Source organism: Flavobacterium sp. PL02 (genome assembly GCF_035013205.1).
Taxonomy (GTDB): domain Bacteria; phylum Bacteroidota; class Bacteroidia; order Flavobacteriales; family Flavobacteriaceae; genus Flavobacterium.
Map to the genome: position 1 here is coordinate 342,318 of NZ_JAYGJP010000001.1, position 17,763 is coordinate 360,080.

At 31.9% G+C, this 17,763-nt stretch carries 15 protein-coding genes and 1 tRNA gene; 9 read left to right on the forward strand and 7 right to left on the reverse strand.

Going from position 1 to position 17,763, the window contains the following annotated elements:
* The first annotated feature begins 128 nt into the window (after positions 1-128).
* Both SHI72_RS01400 and SHI72_RS01405 read left to right on the forward strand, forming a co-directional pair.
* Positions 129-1,274, forward strand: coding sequence for an agmatine deiminase family protein (locus SHI72_RS01400; protein WP_323488817.1), 1,146 nt, complete (start codon positions 129-131; stop codon positions 1,272-1,274).
* Between the two features lie 200 nt (positions 1,275-1,474).
* Positions 1,475-1,951 (forward strand): GNAT family N-acetyltransferase, encoded by a 477-nt coding sequence (locus SHI72_RS01405; protein ID WP_323488818.1) that lies wholly within the window; start codon positions 1,475-1,477, stop codon positions 1,949-1,951.
* 117 nt (positions 1,952-2,068) lie between these two features.
* Here the strand turns inward: SHI72_RS01405 and SHI72_RS01410 are convergent, their stop codons facing one another.
* Together SHI72_RS01410 and SHI72_RS01415 are read right to left on the reverse strand one after the other, a co-directional pair.
* Positions 2,069-2,578 carry an Rrf2 family transcriptional regulator gene (locus SHI72_RS01410; protein WP_323488819.1) on the reverse strand — a complete coding sequence of 170 codons (510 nt, stop codon included), beginning with the start codon at positions 2,576-2,578 and terminating at the stop codon, positions 2,069-2,071.
* 266 nt (positions 2,579-2,844) lie between these two features.
* Complete coding sequence (locus SHI72_RS01415) at positions 2,845-4,071, reverse strand: NAD(P)/FAD-dependent oxidoreductase (protein ID WP_323488820.1); 1,227 nt, start codon at positions 4,069-4,071, stop codon at positions 2,845-2,847.
* A 501-nt stretch (positions 4,072-4,572) separates the two neighbouring features.
* Between SHI72_RS01415 and SHI72_RS01420 the strand changes: the two genes are divergently transcribed.
* The 6 genes from SHI72_RS01420 (at position 4,573) to SHI72_RS01445 (ending at position 12,815) form a co-directional block, all read left to right on the forward strand.
* Positions 4,573-7,341, forward strand: a complete 2,769-nt coding sequence (locus tag SHI72_RS01420; RefSeq protein WP_323488821.1) for a TonB-dependent receptor — start codon at positions 4,573-4,575, stop codon at positions 7,339-7,341.
* A 28-nt stretch (positions 7,342-7,369) separates the two neighbouring features.
* On the forward strand, positions 7,370-8,578 hold the full coding sequence (locus SHI72_RS01425) for a DUF4876 domain-containing protein (protein ID WP_323488822.1): 1,209 nt from the start codon (positions 7,370-7,372) through the stop codon (positions 8,576-8,578).
* A gap of 10 nt (positions 8,579-8,588) precedes the next feature.
* Positions 8,589-10,100 carry a DUF6850 family outer membrane beta-barrel protein gene (locus tag SHI72_RS01430; RefSeq protein WP_323488823.1) on the forward strand — a complete coding sequence of 504 codons (1,512 nt, stop codon included), beginning with the start codon at positions 8,589-8,591 and terminating at the stop codon, positions 10,098-10,100.
* Between the two features lie 30 nt (positions 10,101-10,130).
* Positions 10,131-11,273 carry a cytochrome-c peroxidase gene (locus tag SHI72_RS01435; RefSeq protein WP_323488824.1) on the forward strand — a complete coding sequence of 381 codons (1,143 nt, stop codon included), beginning with the start codon at positions 10,131-10,133 and terminating at the stop codon, positions 11,271-11,273.
* 166 nt (positions 11,274-11,439) lie between these two features.
* Positions 11,440-12,414 carry a hypothetical protein gene (locus SHI72_RS01440; protein WP_323488825.1) on the forward strand — a complete coding sequence of 325 codons (975 nt, stop codon included), beginning with the start codon at positions 11,440-11,442 and terminating at the stop codon, positions 12,412-12,414.
* 254 nt (positions 12,415-12,668) lie between these two features.
* Positions 12,669-12,815: a hypothetical protein gene (locus SHI72_RS01445; protein WP_165572082.1), complete on the forward strand. Its 147-nt coding sequence runs from the start codon at positions 12,669-12,671 to the stop codon at positions 12,813-12,815.
* A 165-nt stretch (positions 12,816-12,980) separates the two neighbouring features.
* Here the strand turns inward: SHI72_RS01445 and SHI72_RS01450 are convergent, their stop codons facing one another.
* From SHI72_RS01450 to SHI72_RS01460, 3 genes are all read right to left on the reverse strand, one after another.
* Positions 12,981-13,472, reverse strand: coding sequence for an SgcJ/EcaC family oxidoreductase (locus tag SHI72_RS01450; protein WP_323488826.1), 492 nt, complete (start codon positions 13,470-13,472; stop codon positions 12,981-12,983).
* A gap of 98 nt (positions 13,473-13,570) precedes the next feature.
* Positions 13,571-14,152, reverse strand: coding sequence for a Crp/Fnr family transcriptional regulator (locus SHI72_RS01455; RefSeq protein ID WP_039118762.1), 582 nt, complete (start codon positions 14,150-14,152; stop codon positions 13,571-13,573).
* A gap of 207 nt (positions 14,153-14,359) precedes the next feature.
* Positions 14,360-15,454, reverse strand: a complete 1,095-nt coding sequence (locus SHI72_RS01460; protein ID WP_039111468.1) for an exopolyphosphatase — start codon at positions 15,452-15,454, stop codon at positions 14,360-14,362.
* Positions 15,455-16,271: 817 nt separating this feature from the next.
* On the opposite strand from SHI72_RS01460, the gene SHI72_RS01465 reads away from it, so the two are divergent.
* A complete protein-coding gene (locus SHI72_RS01465; protein ID WP_323488827.1) occupies positions 16,272-16,865 on the forward strand; it encodes a hypothetical protein in 594 nt (197 codons plus the stop codon).
* 61 nt (positions 16,866-16,926) lie between these two features.
* Here SHI72_RS01465 and SHI72_RS01470 read toward each other — a convergent pair whose 3' ends face one another.
* Together SHI72_RS01470 and SHI72_RS01475 are read right to left on the reverse strand one after the other, a co-directional pair.
* Entirely contained in the window at positions 16,927-17,340 is a 414-nt protein-coding gene (locus tag SHI72_RS01470; protein ID WP_052259339.1) for a hypothetical protein, read from the reverse strand.
* A 185-nt stretch (positions 17,341-17,525) separates the two neighbouring features.
* Positions 17,526-17,597 (reverse strand) — tRNA-Glu (locus SHI72_RS01475).
* Between the last annotated feature and the right edge of the window lie 166 nt (positions 17,598-17,763).

The following is a 17,763-nucleotide window of genomic DNA, read 5'->3' on the forward strand; positions in this document are numbered from 1 at the left end:
GTTTAATAAGTATTCTATTTGTCGAATAATTATTAAACCCCTTCTCGTATTAGTCAATAGTTTTTGCCTAAAATAAAGAAGGAATTATAGTTATACCAAAGAGTATAAATAATTTTAAAAACAAAAAAATGAACAATAAAGCAATCTTAACTATGACTTTTGCAATTTTAATTTCGGCTTGCGATAGTGCTGATCTTGATGCAACAACATCTAAACCAGATCCAACTAAGCCACTTACTTCTGTTCTTTATACGATGCCAGAAGAATCTTCGACTCATGAAGGAACGTGGTTACAATGGCCACATCAATATGAGTACGGAGTAAGTTATAGAAATAGTCTGGATGCAACATGGGTTGCTATGACAAAAGCATTAGAGTCTACAGAAAAAGTTCATATTATAGCGTATGATACAAGAGAAAAATCAAGAATAGAAAAACTTTTGGCAACAGCCGGAATACCATTAACTAATGTTGATTTTAAAATACATCAAACAAACGACGTTTGGGTTAGGGATAACGGTCCTATTTTTGCCAAAAGCCAATCAGGTCAGTTAGTACTTCAGGACTGGGGATTTAATGGTTGGGGAGAAAAATTTGGTTATGAAAAATGTGACGCAATCCCATCTTTTATAGCATCAGAAATTGGTATGACAGCAATAAAAGTTCCGATGGTAAACGAAGGCGGAGCTGTAGAACTAGATGGTAATGGCGTATTAATGGCTACGAAAAGTGCTGTTTTGAGTCAGAAAAACAGATCGACCAGAAATTACGGTATGACACAAGCTCAAGCAGAAGCTAATTTCATAAAGTATTATGGTGCTACAAAATTTATTTGGTTAGAAGGAGGTTTTAGTAAATACGATGTAACCGATATGCATATTGATGGAATTGCAAAGTTTGTTCCTGGTAATAAATTGGTAACGATGAGTAATGATGATTTGCTGGATTGGGGATTAAAGCAAAGTGATATCGATTTATTGTATAATGCCTCTAACAAAAATAATCAGGCATATACCAAAGTTTATTTGCCATTATCTCAAAATGATGTAGTAACTACAAACGGAACCAATTTAGGCTATAAAGGATGTTATATAAACTTTTATATCGCCAACGGAAAAGTATTAGTGCCAAATTATAATGATCCTAACGATGCTGTAGCGAATAATATTATTGCAGGTTTGTTTCCGGGTAGAAAGGTTATAGGAATCGATGTTCGAAATTTATACAAAAACGGAGGAATGGTGCATTGTGTAACACAGCAACAACCAAAATAATAAAAAGAATTAAAAATACCACGAGTGCTTCATTATAAGGAGAAAGCTCAAAACCTCTTCAAATGTTTTATTTTGGAGAGGTTTTTTATTTAAATTTAATTTATATCAGTGTAAAGATGTCCTTCTTAATTTAATGATATTCTATTCAGGTAGCGTACTTTTTAATTCATTAAAAAAAGTATTTTGCATATATTTGAAATATGGATATAAATAACAAAAACATAGCTACAAGGCGAGCCACAAATACTGATTTGCCTAAACTTTCAGAATTTTTGCAACATCTTGTTAATGCAGAACGTCCGTTTGACCCAACATTAAAAGAGGGCGAAATATTCTATTATGATATACAAGAACTTATACTAGATGAGGTGACAGAAGTTCTGGTTGTCGAAAGCGATAATCAAATTATTGGATGCGGATATGCGCAAATCCGATCGGCAAAAGATTTCCAGAAACATGAATTATTCGGGTATATAGGTTTCATGTTTGTGAGCCCGGAATTTAGAGGAAAAGGTGTTAGTAATCTAATACTTAACGACCTTAAAAAATGGGTTTTATCTCAAGGAATAACAGAGGTAAGACTCGAAGTATATTATGAGAATGAATCGGCAGTTAAAGCATATGAAAAAGCGGGCTTTAAAAATCTAACTACAACAATGCACTGTGTTATTGGTTAAAGGTTTAGTTATGTATTTTGAACACGAATTTCACTAATTTACACAAGCCTTAATGGTTAATTTAGTGATAATTAGTGAAATTCGTGTTTGTATTATACTCATGACCTCAGCAAAAAACTATTTTGAATCAAAGACATTTGTCTGAAACCAATCTCGTGTTTTATCAATCATTTCTTGTCCGTATTGTTTACGAATCATATCATGAACCCATTGCAGGTTTTTTTCTCGTAACGAATCCTTTATCTTGTTTTCTGTCTCAATCATTGCCAGATGTATTGCACAAAAGTTGCCTTTTTTCCAAGGAAGATTTTCCTTGTCCAGCAGTACACAATTGCCTCTGATTTCGTTGCATTCAAAAAAAGATATTTCTCCTTCTACAGCAAGAACGATATCCAGAAATGTAATCTCTGTGGTAGATCTGGCGAGTTTATAACCGCCTTTTACACCTATGTTTGAGCGTACAATTCCTGCTTTTTTTAATTTAGTAAAAGCCTTAGCGAGATAAGATTCTGATATGTTTTGGAAATTTGCCAAATCACGTACAGTAATCGTATTCCCTTCTGGAGGATCTATTAAATACACCAATGAGTGTATCGCATATTCTACATTCTTTCCTAAAGTTGGCATACAATTGATTTTATAAAATTCATAAGAATCTAGTTTTAATTCGTTGGCAGTAATTACTTAGTTTGTTCGCTTTGTTAGGGGCATAAAAAAAATATTAAACACATAGAGATATAGATTTTATGTATCGGAAAGGAGACAAAAAGAAATACATTTCTTTCACATAATATAACTATGTGTTTGCTTAAATAAGTGAAATGCCTTTTTTAAGCAAACAAAAACTATGTTTCTATGTTTTAAAAATTACGTCCAATGTGTTAGTTTTTATATTAAACAGCATTTTGGTTCACATTAGGAACTTCAGGATAAGATTCTTCTAGTGCAGTTTTAACATCGTCTGCAGGATAGATTAATTTTGTAGTAACTTCCATTTTGATAGTCTTTCCTTCAATCCCACTGGCTACCAGTTTGCGATCCCAGCCACTAGTAAGCATTCCGTCTTGCTGACCTAAATCTAAACAAGTTACATAATCAGTATAACTGTACGGTTTAAGCGGTTGCGAAAATAAATCGTTAACAGCATTATGTCCAGCCCATTTGCCAAGGAACATAGAAAACTGACAAGCCATAAGCGAACTGTTGCCTTTATCATCAACCGGAATATTAGCAACATCACCAGCAGCAATTACGTTTTTATATTCTTCCAACTTTAAATATTCATTTACATGAAGTCGCCCCAGTTTATCTTTTTTTCCTTTAAAAAAGTTACAAAGGGAACTTGCTACTAATCCAACAGTCGAAATAACTGTTTGTGAAGCTATAAAACGACCATCACTTAATGTGGCTCCGTTATTTTCTACTGCGGCCAGATATACACCGTTTGCAATGGTAATGTCTTTGGCTTTTAATGTCTCTAATAAATAATCTTGAGCTTCAGGAGCATAATAATTCCCTACTTTTTCTGACTTTTCGATAAGTACTACTTCAAATTCAATTGCATTCTGACCAAGATCGGCTAAAATTTTATTTGCTTTTTCTTTGATTACAGTTGCTACTTCAAGCCCTGTTAATCCGCTTCCTGCAACTACAAAAGTTGTAGCGCCTTCGCCTTCAAATTTTTTATTTGCCAATTGTGTTAAATGATCTTCTAGTTTCTGAGCACCATAAAAAGTATCAACATTAAATGTGTTTTCAATACCAGGAATATTTATAGCTTTCAGGACACTTCCAGAAGATAAGATTAGATAATCATAGCTCAACAATCTTGATCCGCTTTCGGTAGCTACTGTTACCTTTCTTTGGTCAGGATCAATGATTTCTGCTTTGCCAATAATAAGTTTAATACCTAATGGTTTAAAGTATTTATTCAGTTCGACTCTTAAACCTTCCAGAGAAACTTCGTATAATCTTGGGCGAATGGTCATATACGCATCCATATTAACTAAAGTTACCTCTAATTCATTTTCTTTTTTTAGTTCACGACTTTGGCGTATAGCACTTAAAGCACTCCAAAAACCTGCAAAACCACCTCCGATAATTAATAATTGTTTTTTCATTTTTATAATAGATAATTACGATAATAATTGTCGCAAATTAAGGCAAATTAAACAATATTGTAAAATTATTCTTTCATTATTTAATTTAAAATATTTAAAAACGTAGTTAAATACTGATAATAAGATACCGTGATTTTAAACTTTAACTTTTCGGATAACCTTTATTATAAACAATAGAAAAGTTGAGACCCATTTGCTTTGTATTCTTTTTCAGACACCTTTATGATTAAGGGAGAAATTTATTTTAGAAACTAAATCTGAAATAATAAGTCTTTAATTGATTGATAGTTAGTGTTTTGATTTTTTAAGAGAGTAGGAGATTGAGCCCTTTAAATATGGGAGATTACATTTTTTAAAGTTTGCTATTTTTATCGAGTCTAAATTAAGTTATATTTGCAACTTTTAATCACCTTTCTGTTATATATCATATAACTGCATTACAAATTAACTACAATGACTTATTGTAATAGTCTCCCGCCAATATTTTCTAAAAGCATTATTTTGTTAGTATTCATCTTATTTTCTAACCTTGGTTTTACACAAAATATAAATAAGTTAAATATTCAGATTACCGTTAAAGATGCCGAAAGTAAACTACCTATAAAAGGGGCTTTGCTAACTGTAGAAGGATCGTCTCAGAAATATAAAGGACAATCAGACGATTTTGGTAGCATTGTTCTGAATGCTATTGTAAGCGGTAATTACAAAATAAAGCTATCACATTCAGGTTACGAAACCATCGAAAAAAAGCTAGAGTTTACAACCAATCAAAATTTGTCTTTAGAGTTAAAACCTGCAAGTATTGAGTTAAACGAAGTAGTTATAACAGCTACAGAGTCTCGAGGAATGACAAGTACCTCTATTATCGATAAAAGAGCCATGCAACATTTGCAGCCTTCGAGCTTTACCGATTTATTAGAACTATTACCAGGCGGACGCTCCAAAGATCCTGTGTTTAATGCATCCAATCACATTAAATTAAGAGAAGTAGGCATAGCCGATTCTAATTATGATATTTCCTCTCTTGGAACTGCTTTTGTAATCGACGGAATTCCTCTTAATACCGATGCTAACTTACAATATTCAACTGGACCAAGAATGACTATTACTCCGGGTTCCGGATATGCAAATACACGCAGAAACACAACATCAAAAGGAGTAGACATGCGTTCTATATCTACAGATCAAATTGAGAAAGTCGAAATTATAAGAGGTATTCCATCTGTAGAATATGGAGATTTGACCAGCGGACTTATTAAAATTAAACGAAAAAGAGGACGCAGTAATTGGGAATCTCGTTTTAAAGCAGATGAATTTAGTAAGCTGTATTATGTAGGGAAAGGGTTTGAATCTGAAGAGAAACGATTTGTATTAAATGTTGGACTTGATTACCTGGATGCAAAATCAGATCCTCGCAATAGTTTCGAAAACTACAAAAGAATCACTGCATCTATACGAGCGCAAAAAACATGGGAGGATGATTCTTATCTGCTTCAATGGGATTCTAGTTTAGATTATAGCGGTTCGATGGATAATGAGAGAGCAGATCCTAATGTTGGTTACGCAAAAATTGATAGATATAGTTCTGATTATAATCGATTTTCTATAGCTAACTCATTTGATTTAGACTTTAAAACATCACGATTTTTAAAATCGATTCATGTAGCTACATCACTTAGTCAGCAATATGATAAAATCGAACAAACCAAATGGGTACAAGTATCAAATGCTACAGCGATACCTAATAATACAGAACAAGGAGAATCCGACGGTATTTTTTTAACGCCTCAATACGCCTCAGAACTCCTGGTTGATGGTAAACCATTTGATGCTTTCTTAAAAGCAATGGGAGATTTTGAAGTTCGTTTATTTGGAATAACACATGCTTTAAAAGCAGGTTCGGAGTGGACATATTCTAAAAATAACGGAAAAGGTCAGGTTTACGATACCACACATCCGCCATCTCCAGAAATGACAACACGCCCCAGATCATACAAAGATATTCCTGCTAGTACAGATATTGCTTTTTTTGCCGAAGATGCTATTACAATTCCTTTAGGAAAACATCAATTAAACCTTGCGGGCGGTATTCGAGCCATGTCATTATTAAATGTGCCATCGGCTTATGCTATACACGGAAAATATTATTTTGATCCCCGAATTAATGCACAATGGGTGCTTCCGTCTTTCCAGATAGGGAAACACGCATTAAAAACGGAACTTACAGTAGGAGCAGGGCAATATACTAAGTTCCCAACATTGGCACAGCTTTATCCCGATTATGTATATAATGATTTGGTGCAGCTTAACTATTATCATAATACTCCCGAATACCGAAGAATTAATTTAATGACCTATAAAACGTCTGCAATAAATTATGATTTAACGCCGGCAATAAATAAAAAATGGGAGGTTCGCACAGATTTCTCTTATGATAATAACCGATTCTCTGTTACTTTTTTTAATGAACGTTTAGATTCCGGATTCAGAAGTGGGTCACGATATCATGCGCTTTCTTATAAAAAATACGATAGTAGTTCTATAGATCCTTCAGCACTAACATCACAACCTGATCTTGCCGAAATGAGTTTTGTAATGGATACTTTATTAACCACTTACAATATTACTAACAACGGAAGTAAACTACTAAAAAGCGGTGTTGAATTTCAGTTATCGTCTAAACGTTTTAAGTCTATAAATACGCGATTTACATTAAATGGAGCTTGGTTTAAAACGACTTATACTAATAGTAATCCTGTGTATAAAAGTGGGCAAAAAGATATCATTATTAATGGCAAACGACTTCCGTATTTAGGTCTTTACCAGTGGGATGATGGTTCTATAAAACAACAATTAAATACAAACTTAATTGTCGATACTTATATCCCTTCACTTGGTTTAGAGTTCTCTAGTTCCTTTCAATTTATGTGGTTTAGAAGCAATCAATCTACACCTATGAACGGAACACCAATTGCTTATATAAATCCTTCGGGAGAACAATATCCTTATCTCGAAAAAGATAAATCAGATCCTATTTTGCAATGGTTGGATATAAAATACAACGATGATTTATTTGAGAAAAGAACAATCCCAATGTCAATGAATATGAATTTAAAAATCTCTAAAGATTTTTATAAAAAAATTAGAATATCAATGTTCGTTAACCGACTCTTTAGTTACTATCAAAACTACGAAATCAATGGGCAGAAGATAGAACAAAGAGGACTCACTTCTCCTTATTTCGGGATGGAATTAAACTTGAATTTATAACCTTTAATATTAAATAAATACCTCAATTATGAAAATTAAACTATTACCCATTTATCTAACGATGGCCATAATGGCTTTACTACAATCTTGCTCAAAAGATGACGATAATTATAGTAGCAAACAAACCGCTATAACCTTAAAACTTGTTAACCCGGAAGATTTAAATAATGTTGTACTTTCTAACCTTTCGGTATCTTTTAAAGAACTTAATACAGGCAAAATAACAGAGAGTAAGTCATTTGTAAATAATGATCTTTCTATCGAATTAAGTGAGGGATCTTACGAAATTTCTATCAACGGAAAAATCCAATATTCTGCGGGAGAAAGTACTGTTGAGGCAGCAGTAAGCGGTTATAAAGAATCGGTTGTTATTACAGGAAAAACAGTGCTGGTTTCTTTAAACCTTTTCCTAAAAACAAGCCAATCAGATTTTATTATCGAAGAAGTGTTTTTTACAGGAACGCGAACTGCCGAAGGAAAACAATATCTAGGAGACAAATACTTTAAAATTTACAACAATACAGATAAAGTATTATACGCAGATGGATTAATGATTGCCCAATCGGAATTTATGACGGTAGAGAAACAGGCTTATACGCCAAATATCATGGCAAAATCTTTTGCAGCATCGGCAATTGCTATTGTTCCCGGAACAGGAACTACATATCCTATTGCTCCGGGAGGATTTTTTATTATTGCCGAAGATGCAATTAATCATAAAGAATACAACCCAGGTTCGATTGATTTAAGAACAGCTAATTTCGAATTTTATACAGAAGATGCAGATGACGTAGATAATCCTGCAGTTCCTAATATAGAGAATTTATTCTCATCGATGATTGTACATAACAGAGGATTCAAGAGCTTTGTTATTGCTCGTTTGCCAATAAATAAAGATGCTTACTTGGCAGATTACACGTACGACTATGAATATAATTTGGTAGTAGGAGGAGAAAGTTATCCTATGGGAGAGAGTGTTTACTCTATTCCTAATTCATGGATTGTAGATGCAGTTAATTTAAGTGTTGCGTCAGAATTTCAATGGATTGTTACCGACCCTTCATTGGATATGGGATGGACATACTGCGGAAAAGTAGATGCAGACCAAAGTCGTTACGGAAAAAGTGTTCGTCGTAAAGTGCTTACAACGGACTCAAAAGGTAAAAAAGAATTGAAAGATACTAATAACTCTACATTAGATTTTAGCCCAGAGGTTAAACCATCTTTAATGAATTAATAATTTAATCATGAGTTTTCGTTCCATTTTTCTATTTATTATTTTTAGTTCAGCTATGCTACATGCACAGGATAGCACCTCGGTTCTTATCCGAATTCATGAGGATTTAGCTCCCGAAAATAATTTTTCTGGTGCATTTTATACAAACCCTGCAAATATGCAATATGCTCGTCGCTATTCCTTATCAGAGTTTAGTGCGGGGTATAATACTACATCGCAGCAAACCAATATTCAACAATTCGGAAATGGCATTAGTGAGTTTCTTATTAATGCACAATCCTATTATAAGATTGATCCTAAAAATACAGTTTGGGGAAATGCAAACTATAAAAATGGTCAACGTAAAAATGTACAATGGAACGAAAGCTCAGATTATCAGGTAATATATCCTTATGTAACCGCCGATTCTATAGGAGGAGATCTTTCTTTTGAAGAATATTCTTTTAAAGGAGGTTATACTAAAGGATATCAAAAAATGACCCTGGGAATTGTTGCCGAATACCGTGCTTTAATGGAATACCGAGATATAGATCCCAGACCTAAAAATACAGTTTCGGATTTAAAAGTAGTACTCGGAATATCGCGAAATATAGGAAATCATTATGCGATTGGATCGGCTATTAATTTGCAAAAATACACGCAGTCAAATAATTTAAAATTCTTTAGCGAGTTAGGTGCTCCCGCTGTTTATCATATGACAGGACTTGGAGTCTATAACAACCTACTTACAGGAAACAAACTGAGCTCTTATTATGATGGGAAAGGATATGGAGCAAATGTGCAATTATTTCCAAAAGACAGGAATGGGTTTGCTTTATCTATTGGATATAACCATTTTGATTATGAAAAAATAATGACCGAATTTCAAGACCTTATCGCATCTAGTATTCTAGAGAAACGTTATGATGGAGAACTTTCTTATTTAAAAAAATCAGAAGAAAAGGCTTGGGGTACAAAAATCGGATTTTATTATATTGACCGGGCAGGAACCGAGAATATATTCGACAATCAGACTTCATCATCTTACGTAAAAATATCCGAAGCTACCAAATACACCAATCAAGTTACATCGGTTATATTTTCAGGTTTATACAGTATTCCTAATCCAGAATTATCATGGTCTATTGCGCCAAGTTTTAATTTAAAAAACACAGCAACAAAATATATAGATCCCTTAAGAACTATCGATGTTCAGCAAGGTATTGGCCGATTAGATTTTTCGGTTTCAAAACTGGTGTCGCAATCATTAATCAAAGTCTCGACATCTTTAGAGCATAGCTGGGCTTTAGATTCAAAGATGAAACTTAGTGACCGCATAAATACAAATCAAATTTTTGAAATGTTAGATTATAATTTTGCTTACTTATCAGCAGCATATACTAAAGTAAATCTAACAGCACGTTGGGATTACAAATATGAAACAGAGCTTAATTTTTTTATCAAAACTGGTTTGGATTACTACAATTATTCTAAAAACAAAAACAATACTTATTTTCAAATGTCACTAGGAATGACGTTTTAATAGGCATTGCAAAATATCTATTACTTTATAATGAAGTCTATTTTATTAAAAACCTTTTTTCTTATTCTGTCCGTTGGTATTGTACATTCGTTATTGAGTTTTAGCGTTACGCTAAGCGAAAAAATAGCAAATACCAATTGGAGAGAACTTTATAGTAAGCCAACAAATCAGTGGCCAAAACCGACTATTGACAAAGGTGTTACTTGGCAAGAATTTGAACCTTTGGATGTAGATACAAGTTATTACGAAAGGATGGATGACCCTAAAGTTATATTAGGGCAGATGCTTTTCTTTGATCCAAAACTTTCAGGTTCTAATCAGGTTTCCTGTAGTAGCTGCCATGATCCGGAACTGGCTTGGGGAGATGGGAGAGAAGTATCTTTGGGTAATGATCATTTGCAAGGCAAGCGCAATACACCGTCTTTATATAATATTAATGCGCGAAAATCATTCTTTTGGGATGGTCGTGCAACAACGTTAGAAGAGCAAGCGCAAGGACCAATTACAGCACATCATGAAATGAATATGGATTCTAAAAGTCTGGCTAAAAAGATAAAAAAAATTAAAGGCTACAAAGTTTTATTCCAAAATGCCTACGGAAACACTGATGTTACTTATGATAAAATCTTACAATCATTGGCAACCTTCCAAAAGACAATACTTAGCAAAAGAAGCCGATTTGATGCTTTTATCGAAGGAGATTATAGTCAATTATCTGACCAAGAAATACACGGTTTGCATCTTTTCCGTACCAAAGCGCGTTGTATGAATTGCCATTCAGGGAAATATTTTACCGATGAATCATTCCACAATATAGGACTTACCTATTATAAAAGAGACTATGAAGATTTAGGACTTTACCATATTACTAAAAAGGCAGAAGATGTCGGGAAATTCCGAACACCTTCACTTCGCGATGTCATGCACACAGGACCATGGATGCATAATGGTTTGTTTGATAATATGACAGGAATTATTAATATATACAATAGCGGAATGCACATGATAGACCCAGATGAAAGTGAAAAAGCAGCAGATCCTTTATTTCCGCAGACAGATGTATTGTTGCAACCTCTAAATCTAGATGATGATGAGATTATAGCCTTGGTTTCTTTTATTAAAACCTTATCGGGAAGACAATACAAAATGGAGCGTCCACAGATACCGAGGTAAATATAATTGCATAAAATTAAAATTATGTAGTTTATTGTTTGTAGTATAAATACTTATATATTAGCGTTGGTAAAAAAGCAATTTATGTGGTGTAAAATCATTTATAATTTGCTTTTTTTTATCATTAACTAACTAAATTAAGTAGCAATACTATCTAAAGAAAACAATGAAAAAATTGAAATTACTGGCTATTATCTTTCTATTATTTGGAAAAAACATAAATGCTCAAAACAAAATCGACGCTATTTTTAAATTGAAAATAGAACAAGCGTTAATTTCACGAGGAGATAATTTTCCTAATTTCAGAACAAATAAAGACAGTTTAGATATATTTTTATTTGCAATCCATAAAGGGTTTTCGCCAGCTGATTTTCAGAAATTCACAAAGTTTAGTGACGAAAAAATGACGAGGTTAATTAGCCTATTAGAATCTAAAAATTGGCTTCATAAAATCAATAATCAATATAAACCAACAGTTTTTATTACCGATGCAAAAGATGGAGAGCTGCTTTATAAATATGCAAAACCCATTTCGGGGAAAATAACCAAATCAATAATTAAAAATTTAGCCGATATAAAACTGCAATTTGGGAAAACAGAGATATCAAAAACACAAGATTTCCAAAAATGGTCATTCCTTATTTTAAGTAATGTACTATTAGATTCCTGGCAGATTAATGATGTCGAAAAAGAATTTCTGAAGCAAGAAGACAGACCTTTAAGACACGGAAATCATTACTATTACAGAATTAGTGAAAATACAAATGCAAAAACAGAATCTTTTGGGATTTACGGAAATCAGTCAGAACAAATAGATGGCAAAGACGTTTGTGTTTACGGAAATAACAGACTTCATGTACAAACAAATTCATTCGAAAATTTAGTTTCTAAATCAGACAATATTTTGTTTGAAGAAATAGCTAAAAACTATTTGCCAGACTTATTAAAGATTCTGGAGAGCGAAAGAGAATACAGTAAAAAGATTTACACTAAATTAGGTTATGATAAGGAGATATCTTTTGAAGAATTTTTTATCTGGTGGTATCATTTCATCTATACACAAGCTACAGACGAAATGCATAAAAAAGGAGTTTTAACCATCCCTGTTGATGGGAATTTTGATTTTGTAATAGAAGAATAGATGATTAAAACTTAAATTTGTATGAAAGGGAGATTTTGTACAAATTTGAGTTTTAATATTCTTTTTGTTTGATAAAACTCCCTATTCCTTTCATTTTGAATGCTTAACCTTATCATTTTGATAGGTATTATAAATTAAATAGCAATATTAATTATTTAATTTATTGGTATTTAGGGCTTTAATTTATTTTTGATTGCTTTGGCATACAGTTTGCACACTTTGATTCCTAATATTATGAATTAAAATTAAAAAACATGAAAGCAAATAAAACAAGAAAAAAAGATTTGACAGAGCTAGACATATCAGAAAAATCGATGAAGAGAAAAGGCAGAATTATTAACTCAATAGTGTTTGCTGTGGTTTCCTTTATTGCTATTATGATGATTTCTAAAATAGTGTAGTACTATTTAATTGCTAAAACTTTTAGCAATTGTTAGATTTGCTTTTTTTGTCTTATTCGGAATTTTATTTAACTATAATAAAAGGGTTATAAAATAGTAAAGCCTCAGATTTCGCTGAAGCTTTACTGCACCCCTCACAGGACAATTTTGGAATTGTTTTATTGATTATTTTGTTTTATTAAACATATAACGGGCAATTTTCCATTCTCCATTTTCTTTTGCCAATACAAATAACTCCCTGTTTTCTTCTGGAACAGTTTTTCCATTAGCGTGAATTAATGTTGTGCCTTTTGAGTTTGTTACTGCATAAGCAATATCTCCACTAATGTTTATTTCTTCGATAAAAAACTCAATGTTTAATTGTATTGATTTAAATACAAATTCATAGGAATCTTTTAATTGTTGTTGCCCTTTTGCAGTTGGGGCAGAGGTTGGCATAAATACACCATCTTGAGTGTATAATGACAAAACTTTAGATACATCTGATGTGTTTAAGGCATCACGATAAGAGAAAAATAATTTTTCTATGGCTGTTTTTTCTGCTGTTGTATTCATTTCTACTTGTTTTAAATTATTTGTTACGGATTTGTTTTCTGTTTGTTTTTGACAACTTGCCATCAGCAAGAGCAAAGAAATCGGGATTAGTATTTTTTTCATTTTATAATGCTTTAATTACATTACAAAGTTGAGGTAAACAGAAGTGTAACACTTATAAACAAGTTTAAGAAATACCCTTAAACTATATTAAGGGTAAATTACTTTTTAGTAATATTATTGCGGATTTTACTCAGGAATTCAGGAGTTATACCAAGATAAGAAGCTATTTGAGTATTAGGAATTCGGTTAGAAAGTTTCGGGTATTGACCCAGAAAAGTTTGATATCTTTCTTCGGCAGTAGAACTAATATTTTGTAGAACCCTATTTTCGAGTTCAATAAATTTGTCTTCGATAATAACTCTAAAATTTCGGTCAAATTTCGGAAAATGAGTATAGAGATATAAAAGGTTCGATTTTTCTATTTGCAAAATAACAGCTGGTTCCATAGCTTCGATATAAAGTCGGCTTGGTTGTTCAGAATGAAAACTACCAATGTCAGTAATCCATTCATTTTCTGAAGCAAATTGAATGTTATGTTCCGTTCCGTTTTTATCAACAGCATACATTTTAAAAAGCCCAGAAATAACAAAAGTATAATGCCTGCAAACATCATTTTCCTGAAGTATAAATTGTCTTCGCTTGATGTTTCTTTCAATCACACGATTACTCAATTCTTCCTTTTCCTTGCTGTCAAGAGGAAGATAATTATCAAAATGCGATATGAGTATGTCTATGTTCACTATGTCTTTTAAAAGCTAATATAAAGCTAATTTACTACAAGTAATAAATTTTTCAGCAACGATTTAGCAACATTATCTTTTGATCAGGCATAAAATACTATTCTATAAAAAAAAGCTTCAGATTTCTCCGAAGCTTTGCTTAATGTTATATGTAAGTTCTATAATGACAAAACAGAATAGACTTTGTAAGAGTGCAAAAAATGATACTTAAAAATTAGTATTCACTTTTTTAGAGCGATCAGCAATGTATGACATAAGCCAAGTTACTTGTCCGTCTTTTACAAAGTATATTTTCTTTTTCTCTAAATTTGGAATACTTTCCAGGCAAGTTACTAGTATGTTGTTTGCTGAAATAAGGTATCGTTGATCGTATGTAGTCAAAACTCTAGCAGCTTCTTTATTCGTTTTGGCATAGGTAGTAAACTTTCCGAAATTATTTTTCAGGATTGCATCGTAATTCATAACATCCTCCAACGTAAAAGAAATATAATGATCTTTAGTGTTTTCATCATAATAAAGAGCTGAAAACGCCCAGACAGCTCCTCCGGATAAATAAATCTTTTCCTTTTTTAATAAAAGAGGATTTGCATCAAGCAATTGTTTTATCTTCTTACGCAGAATTGGGTTAAAATCAAAAGCCTTTTCCTGATAGGTTGACATATCATTAGCTTGACTTTGATTTACAACCGTTTTTTTAACAGCATCGGTAAGTGTCATTGTACCGAAATCAAGCTCCAAAGGAATAAACTCTAATCTGTTATCTCCAATCTCATCAATGTATCCACCTTTAGTAGTTTGGGCACCAATATCGAGGAGCAGAGCGTTAGAATAATCAACAGGTGGTATAGCACCTTTAACTAGTATTTTAGCTTCTTCGTCAACATTAATTATATCAAAACTTTTGCTAGTTAAAGTAGAAATTCTATTTCTTAAAACGTCAATGTTGCGAGCAGATGAAAAAGCAGGAGCAGCAACTATAAAAATATTTTCTTCGGGAATTTTAAATTTCGCTCTTATTTCTCTCAGTTGACTAAGAACTATATTGCTAGTTTTATTAATGTCGTCCTGAGGAAGCTCTCCGTAAGTAGAAATATGTTCGGCAAGGTTAATTCTTTCATTCGAGAAATGGAGAATTGTATAGTCTGCTTTCTTAATATTATTTATCTCTACAACAGAAGTTTTTATTGCTCTACGTCCGATTTCAATTCCTGCGTAAATGTTTTTTTGAGAAAATGAATTGATGGAAAAAAATAAACTTAAAAGGGTAAAAATTAGAATTTGGGTTGTGTGTTTTTTAAGCATTGGATTTAATTACTGTTATAATTTAATGAATAAAGATTGTGAGGGAATTGTTTGTTGTTTTGTTTGTAAATTAGATATTTGAATTGTGGGTAATATTTTTTTAGTGTAAATAATTTAAAGACTACAGAAGTGGACTTCTCAAGGTTAATATATCTTTTATATTAACAATAAAGTAAAAGGATCTCATGATTAGTTGCTTATATATAAGTGACAAAATGATAGAGTATTTGGTTACTAAGTCTTAAATACTGTGAAGTAAAAACTATTAAATACAAGGCCACAAATTTATAAAAACATTTATTAGAACAAACTCAGTTATTAGGAAAATATATTATTAAATTGTTAATACACTCGCATATTATTTTATATTTCTAATGTGTTGAAAAAGAGTGATAAGCAAATGGGATTTATTTAGAAAAGAGAAATAATGACTCATTTAGGGAAGTGTTTCTATATAAAAATGCATTAGGATTCCTGTATCTGTACAACTTTTCGTATTTTATAAAATCTATAAAAATCTCATAACCTTTGTTATAGTTCTTAGAAATTACAAAAGAGAGATAAGTTTAGGAATGAGATTATAATTTTTATTTCTTACTTGGCATTAATATCTACTATAAAAAACGTAATGTCTAATGTTTCCTTAAAATATATATAAGGCTTAATGATTCGTAGGATAAATATTATATATTTGGCAAAAAAATAATGCAAACCTTTGTAAATCTATCTTAATTTAGAGGTAAGCATAAGGTTTACTGCGCCATTATTAAGTAATATCAATTAAGCAAAGGCAAATTTTGCATTTACAAGAAATAAGATGAAAAATAATATAAAAAAAATCGTTGTAATATTAAGTGCTATACGACTTTTACCTCATATTCTTTTGTTTAATTTTCATGGGAATAAGAAAGTAATACATTATGATGTCGAACGTTGGCTGAAGATAACTAATTCAGGTAGCAATACTCAATTTGGTTTCCTAACACTTATGACATTTTACCCAGAATATAGAAACGTTTTTTATGTAAGAGTAGGAAAGATTTCTTTTTTAATAAATTGGATGTGTCCGAAGATGAATACACTATTTATTTTGACAAAAAATATTGGGCCAGGGTTATTTATCCAGCATGGTTTTGCAACAATAATATCTGCTAAATCTATTGGACGCGATTGTTGGATTAATCAACAAGTAACTATTGGATTTTCAAATGCTACAGATAGTCCTGAATTAGGAGATAACGTAACAATTAATGCAGGTGCTAAAATAATTGGAAAAGTTAAAATGGGAAATAACTCTAAGGCTGGAGCAAACGCTGTAGTTGTAAAAAATGTTCCTGAGAATTGTACCGTAATTGGTGTTCCTGCATATATTATTAGGAGAGATGGAGTCCGAGTGAAGGAAGAATTGTAAATATCACTAGTAATATCAAAAGTTCTAAAAAAGAAAGCTTCAGAGAGATCTGAAGCTTTCTTTAGATTAAATCAATTAATTCACCTTTAGTTTCTGCTAATTGGCCATGTGGTAAATTGCCTTTTTTATATTCTAACCACAGCGAATTTAACCAGTAATCATTATGTTTAATTTCTAATGACTGTAATATTAAGCCAAAATCATCAGATACGTAGGAAGATAAATCAGGATGATTTGTTATAGAATATACGAGTTTAAAAACTTTTTCTCTTAAGCTGTGGCTACTAGTTTTGTCTATTTTACTTTCACTAACTTTTACTTTGATGATATCAAATATTTCCATCCATTTTTCAGAAAAATAGTCTTCGTCTCTTTCATCTAAAATCATGTCAAAATCATCTTCAGTATAATTCGACAGTACAAGAGGTAAATTGTTCTCAATAAAAAAGTTTAGCTTTTCTAAAATTTGCTCCATTTTACTATTATTTATTATTAATGCAGTCTTTTTTTTTGTGTTGATTTAACTGCAAAGATTTATAAAGCTATTGATTAAATTTTGTAAACCTTTGTGTTATCTATTCTCTAAAGAGTGTAGTTTTTATTTCTTTAAAGTAAATATAAACGAAAAAAGCTTCAGATTTCTCTGAAGCTTTTTCTTAGTAGCCCGTAGCGGAATCGAACCGCTCTTACATGGATGAAAACCATGCGTCCTAACCGATAGACGAACGGGCCTACTTTGCTATTGCGGGTGCAAAAATACAATCAATTTTAAAATACACAATAGTTTTTCCGAAAAACTTTTTTTGGTTACACTGAAAAGAGCATTGTTAGAAATCATCAATCATAAACAGAATTGAGTTAATTAAAATGTATTTATTTGATTAATAATTGGTTGTTT

Excerpts from the sequence above, each read along its gene's own strand:
- SHI72_RS01405 (WP_323488818.1), top strand. The coding sequence starts at position 1,475 with ATGGATATAAATAACAAAAACATAGCTACAAGGCGAGCCACAAATACT.
- SHI72_RS01400 (WP_323488817.1), top strand. The coding sequence starts at position 129 with ATGAACAATAAAGCAATCTTAACTATGACTTTTGCAATTTTAATTTCG.
- SHI72_RS01465 (WP_323488827.1), top strand. The coding sequence starts at position 16,272 with ATGAAAAATAATATAAAAAAAATCGTTGTAATATTAAGTGCTATACGA.
- SHI72_RS01425 (WP_323488822.1), top strand. The coding sequence starts at position 7,370 with ATGAAAATTAAACTATTACCCATTTATCTAACGATGGCCATAATGGCT.
- SHI72_RS01460 (WP_039111468.1), bottom strand. The coding sequence starts at position 15,454 with ATGCTTAAAAAACACACAACCCAAATTCTAATTTTTACCCTTTTAAGT.
- SHI72_RS01440 (WP_323488825.1), top strand. The coding sequence starts at position 11,440 with ATGAAAAAATTGAAATTACTGGCTATTATCTTTCTATTATTTGGAAAA.
- SHI72_RS01435 (WP_323488824.1), top strand. The coding sequence starts at position 10,131 with ATGAAGTCTATTTTATTAAAAACCTTTTTTCTTATTCTGTCCGTTGGT.
- SHI72_RS01445 (WP_165572082.1), top strand. The coding sequence starts at position 12,669 with ATGAAAGCAAATAAAACAAGAAAAAAAGATTTGACAGAGCTAGACATA.
- SHI72_RS01415 (WP_323488820.1), bottom strand. The coding sequence starts at position 4,071 with ATGAAAAAACAATTATTAATTATCGGAGGTGGTTTTGCAGGTTTTTGG.
- SHI72_RS01450 (WP_323488826.1), bottom strand. The coding sequence starts at position 13,472 with ATGAAAAAAATACTAATCCCGATTTCTTTGCTCTTGCTGATGGCAAGT.
- SHI72_RS01410 (WP_323488819.1), bottom strand. The coding sequence starts at position 2,578 with ATGCCAACTTTAGGAAAGAATGTAGAATATGCGATACACTCATTGGTG.
- SHI72_RS01470 (WP_052259339.1), bottom strand. The coding sequence starts at position 17,340 with ATGGAGCAAATTTTAGAAAAGCTAAACTTTTTTATTGAGAACAATTTA.
- SHI72_RS01430 (WP_323488823.1), top strand. The coding sequence starts at position 8,589 with ATGAGTTTTCGTTCCATTTTTCTATTTATTATTTTTAGTTCAGCTATG.